12 protein-coding genes are annotated in these 18,275 nt (G+C 61.7%); 7 read left to right on the top strand and 5 right to left on the bottom strand.

Features of this window, described 5'->3' with window-relative positions:
- Positions 1-9 precede the first annotated feature (9 nt).
- Both mexE and J3P86_RS14665 read right to left on the bottom strand, forming a co-directional pair.
- Complete coding sequence (gene mexE / locus J3P86_RS14670; protein ID WP_305500743.1) at positions 10-1,263, bottom strand: multidrug efflux RND transporter periplasmic adaptor subunit MexE; 1,254 nt, start codon at positions 1,261-1,263, stop codon at positions 10-12.
- A gap of 162 nt (positions 1,264-1,425) precedes the next feature.
- On the bottom strand, positions 1,426-2,190 hold the full coding sequence (locus tag J3P86_RS14665; protein WP_434630667.1) for a substrate-binding periplasmic protein: 765 nt from the start codon (positions 2,188-2,190) through the stop codon (positions 1,426-1,428).
- A gap of 395 nt (positions 2,191-2,585) precedes the next feature.
- Here J3P86_RS14665 and J3P86_RS14660 point away from each other — a divergent pair, with 395 nt between their 5' ends.
- The 6 genes from J3P86_RS14660 (at position 2,586) to acuI (ending at position 13,504) form a co-directional block, all read left to right on the top strand.
- Positions 2,586-4,334: a type I secretion system permease/ATPase gene (locus tag J3P86_RS14660; RefSeq protein WP_434630670.1), complete on the top strand. Its 1,749-nt coding sequence runs from the start codon at positions 2,586-2,588 to the stop codon at positions 4,332-4,334.
- Positions 4,321-5,640, top strand: coding sequence for an HlyD family type I secretion periplasmic adaptor subunit (locus J3P86_RS14655; RefSeq protein ID WP_434630673.1), 1,320 nt, complete (start codon positions 4,321-4,323; stop codon positions 5,638-5,640). Before J3P86_RS14660 ends, J3P86_RS14655 begins: the two co-directional genes overlap by 14 nt.
- Before the next feature lies 1 nt (position 5,641).
- Complete coding sequence (locus tag J3P86_RS14650) at positions 5,642-6,982, top strand: TolC family protein (protein ID WP_434630676.1); 1,341 nt, start codon at positions 5,642-5,644, stop codon at positions 6,980-6,982.
- Between the two features lie 98 nt (positions 6,983-7,080).
- Positions 7,081-11,334: a M10 family metallopeptidase C-terminal domain-containing protein gene (locus tag J3P86_RS14645; RefSeq protein WP_434698280.1), complete on the top strand. Its 4,254-nt coding sequence runs from the start codon at positions 7,081-7,083 to the stop codon at positions 11,332-11,334.
- Positions 11,335-11,632: 298 nt separating this feature from the next.
- The gene (locus J3P86_RS14640; protein ID WP_434657505.1) at positions 11,633-12,445 is read left to right on the top strand and encodes an oxidoreductase; all 813 of its coding nucleotides are present in this window, start codon (positions 11,633-11,635) and stop codon (positions 12,443-12,445) included.
- A 72-nt stretch (positions 12,446-12,517) separates the two neighbouring features.
- Entirely contained in the window at positions 12,518-13,504 is a 987-nt protein-coding gene (acuI, locus tag J3P86_RS14635; protein WP_434698279.1) for an acrylyl-CoA reductase (NADPH), read from the top strand.
- A gap of 41 nt (positions 13,505-13,545) precedes the next feature.
- On the opposite strand, the gene J3P86_RS14630 is transcribed toward acuI, so the two are convergent.
- The 3 genes from J3P86_RS14630 to J3P86_RS14620 form a co-directional block, all read right to left on the bottom strand.
- Positions 13,546-14,109, bottom strand: coding sequence for a cytochrome b (locus J3P86_RS14630; protein ID WP_434630688.1), 564 nt, complete (start codon positions 14,107-14,109; stop codon positions 13,546-13,548).
- 91 nt (positions 14,110-14,200) lie between these two features.
- The gene (locus J3P86_RS14625) at positions 14,201-15,655 is read right to left on the bottom strand and encodes an aldehyde dehydrogenase family protein (protein WP_434698278.1); all 1,455 of its coding nucleotides are present in this window, start codon (positions 15,653-15,655) and stop codon (positions 14,201-14,203) included.
- A 31-nt stretch (positions 15,656-15,686) separates the two neighbouring features.
- Positions 15,687-17,060 carry an aspartate aminotransferase family protein gene (locus J3P86_RS14620; RefSeq protein ID WP_434698277.1) on the bottom strand — a complete coding sequence of 458 codons (1,374 nt, stop codon included), beginning with the start codon at positions 17,058-17,060 and terminating at the stop codon, positions 15,687-15,689.
- Positions 17,061-17,275: 215 nt separating this feature from the next.
- On the opposite strand from J3P86_RS14620, the gene J3P86_RS14615 reads away from it, so the two are divergent.
- Positions 17,276-18,244, top strand: a complete 969-nt coding sequence (locus J3P86_RS14615) for a helix-turn-helix domain-containing protein (protein ID WP_434698276.1) — start codon at positions 17,276-17,278, stop codon at positions 18,242-18,244.
- Positions 18,245-18,275 lie beyond the last annotated feature (31 nt).

Below are 18,275 nucleotides of genomic sequence, written 5' to 3'. Positions count from 1 at the left end.
TTCAGTCCCTTAGCCGCGTGGGGACGCAGAAGCCAGTTTGCCTGCGGAGCCGGACGCTGCCTTGTTGGGCGCGACCTGGGGCAGATTGCTGGCTTCGAGCGCTTTACGTTGTTGTGCCAGGGCGGCGAGTGTCTGCTCGCTGGCCATCGGCACGGTTTCAGGCGTGACCGGCGAACCCGGACGGGCCCGTTGCAGTCCCTTGACGATAATGGTGTCGTCCTTGCTCAGGCCGTTGCGCACGATACGCAGGCCTTCGATCTTCGGCCCCAGCTCGACGGCGCGGTACGCCGGCTTGTTGTCGGCGTCCATCACCAGCACGAATTTCTTGCCCAGGTCGGTGCCGACGGCTTCGTCGTTGATCAGTACGGCGGAGTAGGTGCCGCTGCCCACCAGTTTCAGTCGGGCGTACAGGCCAGGGGTGTAGGCGCCGTCCTTGTTGTCGAACACCGCGCGGCCACGGATGGTGCCGGTCTGCGGGTTGACCTGGTTGTCGACGAAGTTCATCTGGCCCAGGTGCGGGTTGCCTTCCTCGTTGGACAGGCCCATGTAGACCGGCGTGGCCTGGCCGCGCTGGCCCTGGCGGGCGAGTTGGGTGTACTTGAGGAAGACGCGCTCGTCGGCGTCGAAATAGGCGTAGACCTTGTCGGTGGAGACCACGCTGGTCAGCGGCGTGACGTCGGCGGTCACCAGGTTGCCGGCGGTGATTTCCGCCCGGCTGACACGGCCGTTGATGGGCGAGGTGACCCGGGTGAAGCTGAGGTTCAGCTTGGCCAGGTCCAGTTGCGCCTGGATGCCGGCCACGGCGGCGCGGGCTTCCTGGGCTGCGGTGGTGCGCGAATCCGCCAGTTCGGCGGAAATCGCATTGCTCAAGCGCAGGCGTTCGCCGCGCTGGGCCTCGTTCTCGCTGCGGGTCGCGGTGGCGCGAGCCTGGGCCAGTTGGGCTTCGAGACGACGCACTTCAGCCTGGAACGGGCGCGGGTCGATCTGGAACAGCAGGTCGCCTTTCTTGACCAGCGCGCCTTCGGTGAAGGCCACTTCATCGATCTGCCCGGAAACCCGCGGGCGGATCTCGACGGTTTCCGGCGCTTCGAGGCGCCCGGTGAACTCGTCCCATTCGTTGACGGGTTGCTCCAGTACCTTGGCCACACTGACTTTGGCCGCCGGCATCGAAGCTGCCGTGTCGGGGGTCTTGCCGCACGCGCTGATCACCAGCACTGCCAACAGTGCCAGGGGAAAGCGCAATTTAGAAAGTGAATGTTCCATGGATAGCATCCGCCAAGTGTATTGAGATGGGCGGATGATGCGTGGCAAGGCTGAAAGGAACGAATCGAATGAAGCAAAGGTAACTATCATTCGGAATGATATAAGCCATTGATGAGCCATGGCATACGGCAACTGTGCAGTGGATCGGTGCCAGCCGGCCATTCAGTCAGGCAGATATACCTCACGTATCCGCTTGATCGTGCCGTCCTTGCGCAGCGCCTCGACGGCCCCACGCAAGTCTTCGACGATTTTTTCGGAGCAGCGCCTGGAACACGCCAGATAGAGGTCGGCGCTGCTGCCAACCGGGCTCATCAGCAGTTTGCGCCTGGACACCTTCGGCCAGATATAGCGACTCTCCGGAACACCGTTGAACCAGGCATCGATACGTCCCATCAGCAGCATCTGGGCAGGGTTGTCACCGATGGCCAGCGGGTAGATCTGTTCGTCGCTGAAGCCTTCGGCGCGCAGGATGTCCTCCTGTGCACTGCCCAGGCCGACGCCGATCTTGCGGTAGGTTGCTTTCGCCTGGGCGAAACTGGTGACCTGCCGGTCGAGGCTGAAGAAGGCGCGCTCCATGGGCATGATCGAAGCGATCCAGCTGAAGCGATCCTCGCGCACAGGAATGCGCGACAAGGGAGCTATCAGGTAGTCGTGTTCTTCGCTGACATGTTTTTGTGCCCTTGCCCAAGGCAGCAGGTGGATCTTTGGCGTATACCCGGCCCGGGTAATCGCCTGCACCGCGACGTCACCGACGATGCCGTACCCCCTGGGGTCGTTGATGAACGTCAGCGGCGGTGCGTCCGGGATGTGCAGCTCGATGACTTGTGGCTCACCGTGCGCATGAAGGATAACCAATGACAAAAGCGAAAAGCAGAGCCGCCAGAGTGCCTTGGGACGACCATTCAATACGCGTGGGATCCGGCTCATGGTCGATACTTCAGGCATTGAAAAAAGGGCCGCCATTCTACATGCGCGGCGCAGGGTACATTATCGTTCAGGCCAGTGCCGGGGAGGGCGGTGTTTCCCTGGCGGTTCGGCCGTGCTTCCCGGGCATGTCTTTATTGTCGTGTAGCCCGGGTGCGTACACCTGTAGGTATAGATCATCCTGCCGACGAAAGCCTGCGGGCTCGTAATTAATAGCCGGTTGTTGCAGCTGAAAAGTTTCCCTACAGAACTGCTCGTGTTTGCCGATACAGCGCACATAATCTTTGTCGCGCAGGCCTTTGCGACCTGTCCTGCGACTGTTTTTGAAGGCGTTCGTGTATCTGTACTCCCTACGATCCTCGCAGGTTTGAACATAAGCGGACCTCAGGGAATGAACCATGTCAGCCCACACCCGGACCGAGTTGGAAGGCGCGCTTGCCGCATGCAAGGGCAGCTTTCTTTCCGTGGCCTTTTTCAGTTTTTTCGTCAATTTGCTGATGTTGGTCCCCTCGTTCTACATGTTGCAGGTGTATGACCGCGCGGTAGCCAGCGCCAGCCTGTCCACCCTGTTGATGCTGACGCTGATCATGTTGCTGTTGATGAGCACGATGGGCGGCCTGGAATGGGTTCGTTCGCGGATCATGGTACGAATCAGCACGCGCCTCGACACGCTGCTGGGGCAGCGTCTGTTCGACGCCAGTTTCAGGCAGGCACTCAATACCAGCGGCATGGACGCCACAGCACAGCCATTGAGCGACCTGAACGCGTTGCGCCAGTTCCTGACCGGCAACGGTCTCTTTGCGTTTTTCGATACGCCATGGATTCCAATCTATCTGGCCGTCATGTTCATCTTCCATCCCTGGTACGGTTGGATGGGGTTGTTGAGCGCGGTCCTGCTGGGGGCGCTGGCCTTCGTCAACGAAAAGCTCACGCAAGTGCCGCTGCAGGATGCCAATCGCGAGCAGATGGCCGCCACCGCTTTTACCAACAAAAGCTTGCGCAATGCCGAGGTGGTCGAGTCGATGGGCATGCTTGCCAGCCTTCGCGAACACTGGAGCAGGCGGGTCCATACAGTGTTATCCCTGCAAAGCCTGGCCAGCGACCGCGCCACGACCGTTGCGGCGATATCCAGGACGTTCCGCCAGATTGTGCAATCGCTGGTGTTGGGCCTGGGCGCTTACTTGACAATCAATCATGAAATCACGCCCGGACTGATGATCGCCGGCTCCATTTTGCTGGGCCGCGCGCTGGCCCCCATCGACCAGTTGATTGGTGTGTGGAAAAACTTCCTGGGCGCACGCTCGCAATACGCACGACTGCATGAGTTGCTGGCCAGGCACGCCGCGGATCCGGAGCGCATGTCACTGCCTGCGCCGGAGGGCGCGGTCCGCGTCGAGGGCCTTTCGGTCGGTTCTCCGGGCAGTCGTAAACCGATTATCCGTGGCCTGGACTTCAACGTAGCTCCTGGAGAAGCAGTGGGCATCATTGGCCCCAGTGGGGCAGGCAAATCGACGCTGGCCAGGGCGTTGCTGGGAATCTGGCCAAGTCTGACCGGCACCGTGCGCCTGGACGGCGCGGACATCAGCCAATGGCGCCGGGAGGAGCTGGGTGCGTATATCGGTTACTTGCCGCAGGACATCGAACTGTTCGAAGGCACCATCAGCCAGAACATTTCGCGTTTCGGCCCGATGGACGCTTCTGCGGTGGTCGCCGCCGCACGCATGGCCGGGGTGCATGAGATGGTGCTGCAATTGCCCGATGGCTACGACACGCTGATTGGTGCCAACGGCGGTGGACTGTCCGGCGGGCAGCGCCAGCGTGTCGGGCTGGCCCGCGCCTTGTACGGCGAACCGCGCCTGGTAGTGCTCGATGAACCGAATTCCAACCTGGACGACGCCGGAGAAAAAATGCTCGCCGAGGCGCTGCGAAAGCTCAGGCAGAGCCGGGCCACGGTGTTTGTCATTACCCATCGATCCGGGATATTGGCCCAGGTGGATAAATTACTGGTTCTCAACCATGGCGAAAGGAGCCTGTTCGGGCCTCGCGACAGTGTCATGGCGCGGCTGCAGGGCGCTACGCCTGCGGCTCGCCAGGCTGGAGCCATTGAGCCGCAGGATGCGGATGGGCAGCGTTATGCAAAACAGTAAGCAGTTTTCCGTTGATGTGGCCGGGTTGGCCATAGATGACAGGCCGGTACGGCGCATCGGTTACTCCTTGCTGCTGGTCACCTTTGGCCTGTTTGGCGGCTGGGCGGCCCTGGCGCCGCTGGACAGCGCAGCCCTCGCGCCGGGTGTGGTCACGGTAAAAAGCTATCGCAAGACTGTGCAGCATCTTGAAGGCGGCATCGTGCGCGAGCTACGTGTGCGTGAGGGTGACCTGGTGAAAGCGGGCGATGTGCTGCTGGTGCTTGACAATACCCAGGCCCGTTCGGAGATGGAGGCGATGCGCAGCCAATTGATTGCTGCGCTCGAACTCGAAGCCCGACTGGTGGCGGAGCGTGACGCGTTGCCGGAGCCGCTGGCCGTGTCCACCCTCGACCCCGCCGACCCGCGCGTTCACGAAGCCCGCGACAGTGAAGCGCGGATCTTCCAGGCCCGAAGGACCTCGCTGCAGGGCGAAATTGCCTTGCAGGAGAAGTCCATCGGCCAGATCGAAGAGCAGATTCGAGGCTATAAGGCCATCGTCGCCAGCAAGCAAGCGCTGGCCACGTCTTATGAAGAAGAGATTGTCGACCTGCGTGCATTGTTGGCCGAAGGCTACGTGGATAAACAACGTCTGCGCGAGCAGGAGCGCAGCCTGTCGCGCTTGCAGGCCGAAATAGCCGAAAGCCAGTCGGAGAGCGCACGAGCGCGCGTCCATGCGGACGAAGCGCAACTGAAGATTCTCCAGCTGAAAAAAACCTTCGCCAGTGAAGTGGCAGGTTTGCTGGGTGAAGCGCGAAGCAAGGTCTACGAGTTGCGCGAACGACTGGCCACCTTGCAGGATCGCGACCAGCGCACCGACATCCTCGCCCCGGAGTCAGGCCGGGTCATAGGGATGACCGTGCACACCCTGGGCGCCGTGGTCAGCCCTGGGACCGCCCTGTTGGACATTGTCCCGGCCAATGAAGAGCTGATTGTCGAGGCGCAGGTTTCGACCGTGGACATCGACCGTATCGCGCCGGGCAGGCTGGCGGACATTCGCTTCAGCGCGTTCAAGAGCAGCACCACGCCTGTCATCGAAGGGCAACTGGTGCAGATATCGGCGGATCGTCTGGTCAACCAGGACACCGGCACGGCTTATTACCTGGCGCGTGTAGCGTTGACCGACAAGGGACGCCAGGCGCTGGGCGAACGTGCCCTGGTGCCGGGGATGCCGGTCGAAGTGCTGATCAACACAGGGGCGCGGACGTTGTTGGAGTACCTGATGCAGCCTGCCAGCAATGCTTTCGCCCGTTCGATGATCGAGGATTGACATGAGATCTCTGATCATCCTGTGCGCGATCCTCGCGCCGCTCGGCGCCCTTGCGGACAGCGTGCCAACGTCTTCCCACGTGGATCTGTGGCAATTGCATCAGGAAGCGCAGGGCGCCGATCCACGCGTTCTGCGAGCACAGGCCTTGATTCGCAGCGGGAAGGGCAACGAGCGCGCCGCGTTCGGCCAACTGCTGCCGCAGCTCAACGCCAGCGGTAGCGTCAATCGCAGCCGGCGTGACGATGATGTCAGCCGCATCCAGTACAACGGCAAGCGCATGGCCGTGGTGCTCAACCAAGTGATCTACGATCCGCAGGTCTGGCGCAGCTACCGCAAATATGTGGAGCTGGCCCGGCAGAGTGAATACGAATCCGACGACACCCAGGTGCAGGCCAGTATCGATTTGTCTGAACGCTACTTTGCCGTTCTCGCGGCCGAGGATGAACTGTCCCTGGTGCGCAGTGAACTGGACGCAACCGAGCGCAACCTCAAGCGAATAAATGCCTTGTATGCGCGCCAGATGGCGATGGTAACCGACAGGCTTGATCTCGAGGCCCGCGTGGATGCGCTCAAGGCAGACGAGATCGAAGCCAGCAACAAGGTTGCGATCAGTCGTGAGGCTATTTCCGAGCTGGTGGGGCGTGATGTCCATGAGCCGTTCAAGCGCATCGCAGAGAATCCTGCCTTCAGCCTGCCGGCGCAAGCACAGGACTATTGGGTGCATGCAGCGCTCGATAGCAACCCGGCACTGCATGCCCGCGAACACAGTATCCTTGCAGCCGAGGCGGCTGTTGGTGAAGCCAGGGCCGGTCATCTGCCCAGGCTGGGCCTGAATCTCACGGCGCAACGTAGTGACATCGGCTACGAAGGTGCCTTGACTCCCCGCACGGATAACCTGGTCGCTTCCCTTGATTTGCAAGTGCCTCTCTACAGTGGCGGCTCCACCCGCGCGCGGGTGTCCAGTTCGGAAAGCGACAAGGAGGTCGCCCAGCAGGAATTGGAGGCCTTGCGCCGCCAGGTCATCAAGGAAACTCGCACTGCCTATCTGGGCATGACGGCCGAACTCAGCCGTATCAAGGCGACCCGACGCGCCCTGGAGTCCGCGGAAAAGTCCAGAATAGCTACCGAGAAAGCCTTCAACTACGGCGTCAAGCATGCCGTGGACGTGCTGGATAGTATCCAGGAAGAGTTTCGTGCACGACGCGATTTCTATCAGTCCCAATACCGCTTCGTGACCAGTCTGCTCGTGCTGCATCGCTGGAGTGGAAGATTGGCAGACGAGGATATCCGCAAGGCCAACGACTGGCTGGTTGCGCCTTGGTCAGACCGTTCGGCACAATAATGGCCAAATGATATTAATGCGTCAGTTTCTGATGCAAAATGATCCCTTTGTAGCGGTCGCATCCAGGATAGACCGCAGATTGCCCACAGGAAGCTCCCATGCCTAGTCCATTTTTCGGTTATTCATCTGTTTCGTCTGCCAGCCTGACCGGCAATGCGCAAGTCGATAGTTTGCTTTACGGCACTTATTGGTCAGGCAATTCAACGAACAATGGCATGCCCGTTACCTCATTGACGTACAGCTTCATTACCGATAATTCACGTTTCACCTTCGATTACAGCAACAACAACGAGGACCTGGCCACCTACGTCCTGACTCCGGCCCAGCAGAACAGCGTCGTCAGCGCGCTGGGTGCGTGGAGTTCGGTTGCCAACATTCAATTCACGCAGGTTGGCGAATCCTTCAGCGATGTCGGTGACTTGCGATTTGGTGGTTACCAAGGGATGGATGACGGCGTCGCCGCCTGGGCTTATATGCCTGGCACCAGCCCTACTGCCGGTGATGTCTGGATCGGCCCGTCGACGAATGATCCAGCGCCCGTCAAAGGCTCCTACGACTACTTGACCTTTGTGCATGAGATCGGGCACGCGCTGGGCCTCAAACATCCGTTTTCCACTAGCGGCTTCAACCCCACGGTGCTTGCTACCGAGTTCGACGACGTACGTTACACGGTCATGAGTTACAACGACCCGTACCTCTATGAACCGACCACGCCAATGCTGCTCGACATCGCTGCCATACAGAGCCTTTATGGGGCGAATAACCAATGGCAGACCGGGAATAACACCTATAGCTGGGCTGCTGGCCAGTCGGTTTTCGAGACAATCTGGGATGCGGGTGGCAATGACACCATCGACGCGAGTAATCAGGCGGCAGCGGTACGCATCAATCTGAATGAGGGCGCGTTCAGCAAGATCGGCCAGGCGTTCCTGAACGTCAACACACTGTCTCTCTTCAACGAAGGGTTGGCGATTGCCTATGGCGCAAAAATCGAGAATGCGGTCGGTTCAGCCTACGATGACACGCTGATTGGCAATGCGCTGGGTAATACCCTGGATGGCCGGGCGGGCAAGGATACGATGACTGGCGGAGCGGGCAACGATACCTACTTCGTTGACGACCTTGAGGACATCATCAGTGAAACCAGTACCCTGGCCAGTGAAGTCGACACCGTGCGCTCGTCGGTGAACTGGAGCCTGGGAACGAACCTGGAAAACCTCACGCTCACCGGCACTGCTGCCGTCAACGCCACCGGCAATGCGCTGGGCAACGTGCTGATCGGCAACGCGGGCAACAACGTGCTGGACGGTGGGGCGGGCAACGATGTCCTCAATGGCGTGGGCGGTATCGACACCCTGATCGGTGGCACCGGCAGCGACACCTACGTGGTGGACGACCTGACAGACATCATCAGTGAAACCAGCACCCTGGCCAGTGAGGTCGACACCGTGCGCTCGTCGGTGGACTGGAGCCTGGGGGCGAACCTGGAAAACCTCACGCTTACCGGCGTCGCGCCCGTCAACGCCACTGGCAATGCCTTGAACAACGTACTGACTGGCAATTCCGGCAGCAACGTGCTGGACGGTGGCAGCGGCATCGACACCCTGATCGGTGGCACCGGCAACGACACTTACGTGGTCGACAATCTGGCCGATGTCATCAGCGAAACCAGCACCCTGGCCAGTGAGGTCGACACCGTGCGCTCGTCGGTGGACTGGAGCCTGGGGGCGAACCTGGAAAACCTCACGCTCATCGGCGCCGCGGCCATCAACGCCACCGGCAATGCGCTGGGCAACGTGCTGATCGGTAACGCGGGCAACAACGTGCTGGACGGTGGGGCCGGCAACGATGTCCTCAATGGCGTGGGCGGTATCGACACCCTGATCGGTGGCACCGGCAGCGACACCTATGTGGTGGACGACCTTGAGGACATCATCAGCGAAACCGGCACCCTGGCCAGTGAAGTCGACACCGTGCGCTCGTCGGTGAACTGGAGCCTGGGAACGAACCTGGAAAACCTCACGCTCACCGGAGTTGCTGCCGTTAACGCCACCGGCAATGCGCTGGGCAACGTGCTGATCGGTAACGCAGGCAACAACGTGCTGGACGGCGGAGCGGGCAACGATGTCCTCAATGGCGTGGGCGGTATCGACACCCTGATCGGTGGCACCGGCAGCGACACCTACGTGGTGGACGATCTTGAGGACATCATCAGTGAAACCAGCACCCTGGCCAGTGAGGTCGACACCGTGCGCTCGTCGATGAACTGGAGCCTGGGGGCGAACCTGGAAAACCTCACGCTCATCGGGGCCGCGGCCGTCAACGCTACTGGCAATGCCTTGAACAACATACTGACTGGCAATGCCGGCAGCAACGTGCTGGACGGTGGCAGCGGCATCGACACCCTGATCGGTGGCACCGGCAACGACACTTACGTGGTCGACAATCTGGCCGATGTCATCAGCGAAACCAGCACCCTGGCCAGTGAAGTCGACACCGTGCGCTCGTCGGTGAACTGGAGCCTGGGGACGAACCTGGAAAACCTCACGCTCATCGGCGCCGCGGCCATCAACGCCACCGGCAATGCGCTGGGCAACGTGCTGATCGGCAATGCGGGCAACAACGTGCTGGATGGCGGGGCGGGCAACGACGTCCTCAATGGCGTGGGTGGTATCGACACCCTGATCGGTGGCACCGGCAGCGACACCTACGTGGTGGACGACCTGACGGACATCATCAGCGAAACCGGCACCCTGGCCAGTGAAGTCGACACCGTGCGCTCGTCGGTGAACTGGAGCCTGGGAACGAACCTGGAAAACCTCACACTCACCGGCGTGGCTGCCATCAATGCCACCGGCAATGCGCTGGGCAACGTGCTGATCGGCAACGCAGGCAACAACGTGCTGGACGGCGGAGCGGGCAACGATGTCCTCAATGGCGTGGGCGGTATCGACACCCTGATCGGTGGCACCGGCAGCGACACCTACGTGGTGGACGATCTTGAGGACATCATCAGTGAAACCAGCACCCTGGCCAGTGAGGTCGACACTGTGCGCTCGTCGATGAACTGGAGCCTGGGGGCGAACCTGGAAAACCTCATACTCACCGGCGTCGCGCCCGTCAACGCCACTGGCAATGCCTTGAACAACGTACTGACTGGCAATTCCGGCAGCAACGTGCTGGACGGTGGCAGCGGCATCGACACCCTGATCGGTGGCACCGGCAACGACACTTACGTGGTCGACAATCTGGCCGATGTCATCAGCGAAACCAGCACCCTGGCCAGTGAAGTCGACACCGTGCGCTCGTCGGTGAACTGGAGCCTGGGGACGAACCTGGAAAACCTCACGCTCATCGGCGCCGCGGCCATCAACGCCACCGGCAATGCGCTGGGCAACGTGCTGATCGGCAACGCGGGCAACAACGTGCTGGACGGTGGGGCGGGCAACGACGTCCTCAATGGCGTGGGTGGTATCGACACCCTGATCGGTGGCACCGGCAGCGACACCTACGTGGTGGACGACCTGACGGACATCATCAGCGAAACCGGCACCCTGGCCAGTGAAGTCGACACCGTGCGCTCGTCGGTGAACTGGAGCCTGGGAACGAACCTGGAAAACCTCACGCTCACCGGCACTGCTGCCGTCAACGCCACCGGCAATGCGCTGGGCAACGTGCTGATCGGCAACGCGGGCAACAACGTGCTGGACGGTGGGGCGGGCAACGATGTCCTCAATGGCGTGGGCGGTATCGACACCCTGATCGGTGGCACCGGCAGCGACACCTACGTGGTGGACGATCTTGAGGACATCATCAGTGAAACCAGCACCCTGGCCAGTGAGGTCGACACCGTGCGCTCGTCGGTGGACTGGAGCCTGGGGGCGAACCTGGAAAACCTCACGCTCACCGGGGCCGCGGCCGTCAATGCTACTGGCAATGACCTGAGCAACGTGCTGATCGGCAACGCAGGCAACAACGTGCTGGATGGCGGGGCGGGCAACGATAGCGTTGATGGCGGAGCCGGCGCTGATGTCCTCATCGGCGGAGATGGCGCTGACCGTTTTGTTTTCAGCGTGCTGAATGAGCTGGGCATAGGTAGCACTCGCGACAGTATCTTCGACTTCAACAGTCTTCAGGGCGACAAGATTGACCTGTCGAAACTGGATGCCAGTCTCCTGACGCCGCTGAACGATACGTTCAGCTTTATCGACTCGGCTGATTTTACCGGGGCCGGGCAATTACGCTTCGTCGACCACGTGCTTTATGGCAACGTCAATGGCGACCTGAACGCGGATTTCGAGATTCAGTTGCTAGGCGTCAATTCCTTGAGCTCGAACGATCTGCTGGCTTGATACAAGCGCGAGAGTAAACGGCTGAGGTGGAGGGGCGCATGCCTCTCCATCGAGCCTGCGGTCCTCCCCCTGCCATCACCTGCGTTTCCAAGCGCTAGCGGCGCGGGCCGACGACGATTCTCCCTCAACGCACTGCACCGCGTCGATCTGCCGCTGGTGATTATGCCCGCCTGTCGCTCTCGTAAATTAGATGTCAGTCGAAATCAAAAGTATTGACGTCTATAATTATGATCATCATCATAGAGTTTCCCGACACGCGTTGATGCCGGATCCCGCCAGGCAGCCAGAGGAACACTGTATGACCACCATTAAACCCGTAGCGTTGGTGACCGGCGCTTCGTCCGGCATCGGGGAGGCCATTGCGAACCGACTCGCGGCGGCTGGCTACTCCGTATATGGCACTAGCCGGCGAGGTACACCGGCGCTTCATCAGGCATTTTCGATGCTGGCGCTGGACGTGACCGACGACGCCAGCGTCCACGCAGCTGTCGCCGAGCTGCTGCGCCGGGAAGGGCGTATCGATTTGCTGGTCAACAATGCCGGCTTCGGGCTTGCTCCGGCCGCGGCGGAAGAAAGCTCGATCGAGCAGGCCAAGGCCGTCTTCGATACCAATTTTCTCGGTGTCGTGCGCATGACCCGCGCCGTTGTGCCCCACATGCGACGTCAGGGCAGCGGTCGAATCATCAACATCGGCTCCATTCTTGGTGTCGTATCCGTACCTTATGTGGCGCTCTACGTGGCCAGCAAACATGCGGTGGATGGCTATTCCCAAGCGCTGGACCACGAGTTGCGTACCCATGGCATCCGGGTGGTCGTCATCGAGCCCGGCTATACGCGCACGGCATTCGAAAGCAACAGCCTGCAGGCCGACGCCAAGCTGGACGTGTATGAGGACATTCGGGTTAAGGTAACGAAGGTCGTCAACCAGGCAATGGCGACCGCCGAGGGCCCCGACGTGGTGGCTGACGTGGTGCTCAAGGCTGCTCGCGCCGAGCGGCCGAAGCTGCGTTACACCGCCGGCAAGACAGCCGCGCAGTTGCAGTTCATGCGTCGCTTCGCGCCGGCTGGCGTGCTGGACACGGGCATCCGCAAGGCCCTGCAGCTCGCGTGAATTGCCAGCCGGGCCAGCGCCCGCATTCGCTGCGTTGGCCCCGACCCGCTCAGAATGAAGAGGAAACCAACGATGACCTTCAAAGCGCTGATTTGCACCAAAACCGCTGACGTGATTTCCACCAGCCTGGTCGACTTCAAGGATGAGGACCTGATGGCCGGCGACGTCACCGTCGCGATCGAGTACTCCACCGTCAATTACAAGGACGCCTTGGCGCTTAGCGGTCGCACACCAGTGATCCGCCAATTTCCGCTGATTCCCGGCATCGACTTTGCCGGCGTTGTCGAAAGCTCAAGTCATGCCGCTTTCCAGGCTGGCGATCGGGTGCTGCTCAACGGCTGGGGGCTGAGCCAGACCCACCACGGCGGCTTTGCCCAGAAGGCGCGCGTGAGCGGCGACTGGCTGGTGAAGGTTCCGGAGGTTTTTTCGACCCGCCAGGCCATGGCCATCGGCACCGCCGGCTATACCGCGATGCTTAGTGTGTTGGCCCTGGAGCACGGTGGCCTGACGCCTGAGCGTGGCGACGTTCTGGTGACCGGCGCCAACGGCGGCGCGGGCTCGGTTGCAATCGCACTGTTGTCGGGCCTGGGCTATCGGGTGATTGCCTCGACCGGCCGCCCGGAAGAAGCCGATTATCTGCGCGATCTAGGCGCCTTCGAGATCATCGATCGCCACACCTTGTCCGAGCCGGGTGCTCCGGTTGCCAAGGAGCGTTGGGCCGGCGTCATCGATTCGGTCGGTAGCCATACCTTGGTCAACGCCTTGGCACAGACTCGATATCGTGGCGTTGTCGCCGCTTTCGGCCTGGCCCAGGGGGCGGATCTGCCCGGCTCGGTGCTGCCCTTCATCCTGCGCAACGTGACCCTCGCCGGTATCGACTCGGTGAACGCTCCGCAAGACGTCCGCCTGCAGGCATGGGCGCGACTGGCCCGGGATCTCGACGTGAACAAGCTCGCCCGGACCACGCAGGTCGTCGGCCTGGCGCAGGTTCCGCAGGTCGCCGCTCAGGTGCTGGAAGGAAAGGTACGCGGGCGTACGGTCGTTGATGTGAACGCATAATCAAGGCCTCCCGCGGTGTCCGACGAGGGTTTGCAAAGCTGTCAGAGCATGCGGCGCAGCACGTCGCTTCGGGGATCGCGGTCGAGGAACCGGTGTTTGAGCGCGCCGGCAACGTGCAGCAGGATCAGGCCGAGCAGCGTGTAGGCGAGCACCTTGTGCAGCCACTGGAAGACAACGAACCAATCGTCATTTTTGCCAAGGAGCTCCGGGAGGTTCACGCCAAAGAAGAACACCCCGTCGCTCATCGTGTAGGTGCTCGACATCGAATAGCCCATCAACGGCACGATCACCAGCAGCGCATACAAGGTACGGTGCGCAAGTCTTGACGAAACCCGTTCATAGCGCGCCAATGATTCCGGCGGCTGCGGCAGCCTGGGGGTTCGCACGCGCAAGACGATCTGGACCAGGACCAGCAAGAATGCCAACACCCCGAACGATTTGTGCCACGGATAATAAAGCTCGTATTTGCTCGCCACTTCGTCATCCAGCCCGGTCATGTGCCAGCCTGCCCAGAGCAGGCCTGCGATGAGCACGGCGCGCGTCCAATGCAGGAGTCGCAGGGATGTAGGATACCGATCAACAGGGGTTTGATTTGCCGGATTCATCGCGGTCTCTCCATCGGTAACAAAAATGCACCTGAGCGACCTTCGGGTAATCAGCGCATCGAGGGTCGCTCGGTCAGTGCAGGGATGGCTATCAGGTGGGCAGCAATACGGTGATGACTTTTTCTTCGGTGTAGGCCAACGCGCCGGAAAATCCGCCCTCACGGCCAATGCCGCTGGCTTTCACCCCGCCCCAAGGCAGGTTGGCGTCCAGCGGGCTCCAGCAGTTGACGCCCACGGCGCCGGCCTTCACCGCGCCAGCCACGCGATGCGCTTTTGCAAGGTCGTTGGTCCAGACCGTCGCCGCCAGGCCGTAGGCCGAATCGTTGGCCAAGGCAAGAGCCTCGTCTTCGCTGTCGAAAGTGATCACGGTGCCGACCGGGCCGAAGATCTCGTCCCGGGCGATCGCCATGTCATTGCGTGCATTGGCAAAGATGGTCGGTTGGACAAACCAGCCCCTTTCGGGCGTCGATACGCCGCCAGCCAACAGCGTGGCACCTTGCTCGATGCCCAGTTGGATGTACCGGTTGACGCGCTCGAACTGGGCCTTTTTGGCCACGGGGCCCATCTGTATGCCAGCTTGCCGAGGATCACCGACCTTGACCGCTCGTGCCGCATCGGCAAGCGCCGCGGCGAAGCGCTCGGCGATGCCGCGCTGGACCAGGATGCGCGAGCCGGCCGCGCAGATCTGTCCCTGGTTGACGAACAGGCCGAGCGAACAGCCGTGCAGCGCATCGTCGAAGGGTGCGTCGTCGAAGACAATCTGCGGACTCTTGCCGCCCAGCTCCAGGGCGACGCGCTTGAACAGCACACCGGCGGTGCGCTGGATTTCGCGACCCGCTTCGGGGCTGCCGGTGAAGCTGATCTTGGCGACGTGCGGGTGTTCGCACAGGGCACGGCCAACTTCATCGCCGTAACCGGTGACCACGTTGATCACCCCGTCGGGGAAGCCCGCTTCCTGGGCCAGCGCCGCCAGATGGAGGGCCGATTGCGGGGTTTCTTCCGAAGGCTTGATGACCACCGTGCAGCCTGCCGCGAGTAACGCGGCAAGCTTCCAGACGGTGATCATCAGCGGTGAGTTCCAGGGCACGATGGCGCCGACCACGCCCACCGGTTCGCGCACCGTATACGACAGGGTCCTGGTGCCGAAATAGCCGCCGGAGGGGATGGTCCGGCCCTCCAGCTGATTGGCCCAGCCGGCGGCGGCGCGCAGGTTCGCAACGGCGTTGGGGATGTCCATCCGGCGCGGTTCGAGGGGGGAGCGGCCGATGGCATTGGCGTCGAGGTCGGCGAGCTGTTCGGTGTCGCGCTCGACCAGGTCAGCCAGTTTAGACAGCAGTCGCGCGCGCTGGGCGCCGTCAAGCCGACTCCAGGCGCCACGCTCGAGTTGGTCGAGTGCAGCGTTCACCGCACGGTCGACGTCCTTGGCGGTGCCGCGTGCTGAGCTGCCGTAGGCCTGTTCCGTCACGGGGTCGACGAGGGGGATGCGGCGGCCGTCGGAGGCTTCGACGGCCGCGCCTTCGATGAAGTGCTTGAAGTGCTGGGTCATTTTGCGATCCGTAATTAGGTGAAGTGGACGGTCATGCCTTGAGGGTGGCCAGGGCGTCGCCAAAAATGTCCAGGGCCTTGAAGAACATCGAGCGTGGGATCGTCAGCGAAGGCATCACCCGCATCACGTTGCTGTAGCGACCGCAGGGAATCATCAGTACGCCGTGGTTCAGCAGGTAGCCCATCAGTTGGCCGATCCTGGCCGGCGCCAGCGGCGCCTTGGTGACCGGGTCCTCGACCAGCTCGATGCCGATCATCAGGCCGCGACCGCGCACCTCGCCGATGAACGGGCTGTCGAAACCGCGGATGCGTTCCTGTGCTTCCAGCCCGAGCGTGTGGGCGCGGTTGAGCAGGTCGAGCTCGGGGTCCTGGAGGATGCTGATATTGGTCAGCGCCACTGCCGCCGAGAGTGAGTTGGCGGCAAAGGTATTGGGCACCGAGCCGTCAGGAATCGCCGCCGCCAGGTCCGAGCGCATGATCAGGCCCGCCATCGGCAGGTCGCTGCCGATGCCCTTGCCGAAGGTGAGCATGTCGGGCTTCACGCCTGAATGTTCGACCGCCCACATCTTGCCGGTGCGTCCCGCGCCGGACTGCACTTCATCGACGATCAGCAACGCGCCACTGCGGTCGCAGGCCTTGCGCAACAATTGCAGGAACTCTGGCGACGGGGGCACGTAGCCGCCTTCGCCCTGGACCGGTTCGACGATCACCGCGGCCACGTCATCGGCCGCTGTGTAAGGGGTGTTCAGCAAGTAATCCACGTATTCGCCGGCGATCTGCTCGGCGCTTTTGTGCGTGGTGTCGAAGGGAAAACGATAGGCGTAAGGGTAGGGCGCATGAATGACTCCGCCCATCTGGGCACCGTAGCCCTTGCGGTAGGCCGTGCCAGTGGTCAGCGCGCCCGAGGCGTTCCAGACGCCGTGGTAGCCACCGTGGAAAGCGATGATCTGATGCCGCCCGGTAATGCGCTTGGCGAACTTGACCGCGGCTTCCAGCGCGTCGCTGCCGCTTTGCGTGAAGAACGTTATGCAATCGCCGCGCAAGCCGTCGGGAGCGATTTCGGCAATCTTCGCCGCCAGTTCGGTGCGCCGGGTACTGTTCACTTCCAGGGCGTGCATCAGCACTTCGGACTGTTCACGGATCGCTTGCACCACCTTCGGATGGCAGCGGCCTACGCTGCTGACGCCCACGCCGGCGGACAGGTCGATATAGGTGTTGCCATCGGGGTCCTTGAAGGTCGCGCCAAAAGCCCGGTCCATGGCCACGGGCATGCGTCCGCCGCCGCGCGCCATCGACTCGGTACGCGCCGATAACGCCAGGGCCTCGATGGTCCGGGGGCCGGGAATGGCGGAGGTGATCCGCGGGGCATCCGCAAAATGCAGGGATTCAAGTTTGGCTTCACTCATGACGGTCTCTCAGGATGTCGGTTTCAGTGTCCCGATCATCCCCGTCGCCCGTGCGCGGCCGGTAGCCCGAATCGGCACATTGGCTGGCCGCCACAAGCGTTCCGGCATGAGTGCTGACAGCTAATCAAATAAATTTGCGGAATTCTCCTATCGTGAGAATATTGCGCACAAAGACGATCCCAAAAACAAGAATATCGGCAGAGGCTTTTGTCATCATGAAAAACCACAACATCAGCCATTTCCGCGATATTCATGTTCACGCCGCTACCGTCCAGGAGTGGAACCAGGATTACAACCAACTGACCGCCGGCTCGGCCGAGAGCTCGCTCATACAGCTGAGCACCGCGCGCTGCCACGTATTCCGCGAGAAGATCAACCAGCGTGTCGTGCAGCACGGCGTCGCGCCCCGGGGCAAGATGTGTTTCGCCGTGCCCATCACGGTTCCGGGTTCGATCCGGATGCAAGGGCGGGAGGTCGACGACAGCAGCCTGTTCTTCCTGCACGGGGGCGAGGAGTTCATGTTCCATATGCCGATGGGCATGGAGCTGCTGGCCATTACCTTCGAGCGCGAATGGTTCGAGCAGGCGCTGGCACAAACCACCTCGGCAAAGGAAATCGGTCAATTGCTGCGGCAGCCGGTCATCAGGCTGCCCACTCAACGTTATGCCGACGCCCGCCGTCGCATGCTGGCGGCATTCTCCCTGGCTGTCTCAAGCGAAGAGCTCGACCCGACGCAAGATCGCGAGCTGGCGCTGGAACAGGCCATGCTCGGCGAGTTGCTGCAACTGATGACCGATCCGGCCTGCGACAAGCAGCAGCGCACGCCAAGCTCGACGCGCAGTTACATTGTCGAAAAATGCCACCGTCTGGCGACCGCGGAACTGAACAACGTGCCCAGCGTGGACGACCTCTGCCAGCGCCTCCAGGTGAGCCGGCGTACCGTGCAGAACAGCTTCCGCTCGGTTGCCGAGACCACGCCAATCAACTATCTGCGCTCCGTCAGGCTCAACGGTGTGCGCCGGACCTTGATGTCTACCCGGGCGTCCCATCTGTCGATCGGCGACGCCGCCGCCCAATGGGGTTTTTATCACCTCAGCCATTTTGCCGCGGAGTATCAGGAGCTGTTCGCGGAATTGCCCTCCCATACTGCCCGCGCCGCCATTCCCGATTGCGCCCATGCCTGAAGGTTTTCCTGGCGCAATCGGCGGTGCGCTG

It is taken from the genome of Pseudomonas sp. D1-1, assembly GCF_051132225.1.
GTDB lineage: Bacteria > Pseudomonadota > Gammaproteobacteria > Pseudomonadales > Pseudomonadaceae > Aquipseudomonas.
This window is presented reverse-complemented; position numbering and strand designations above follow the sequence as displayed.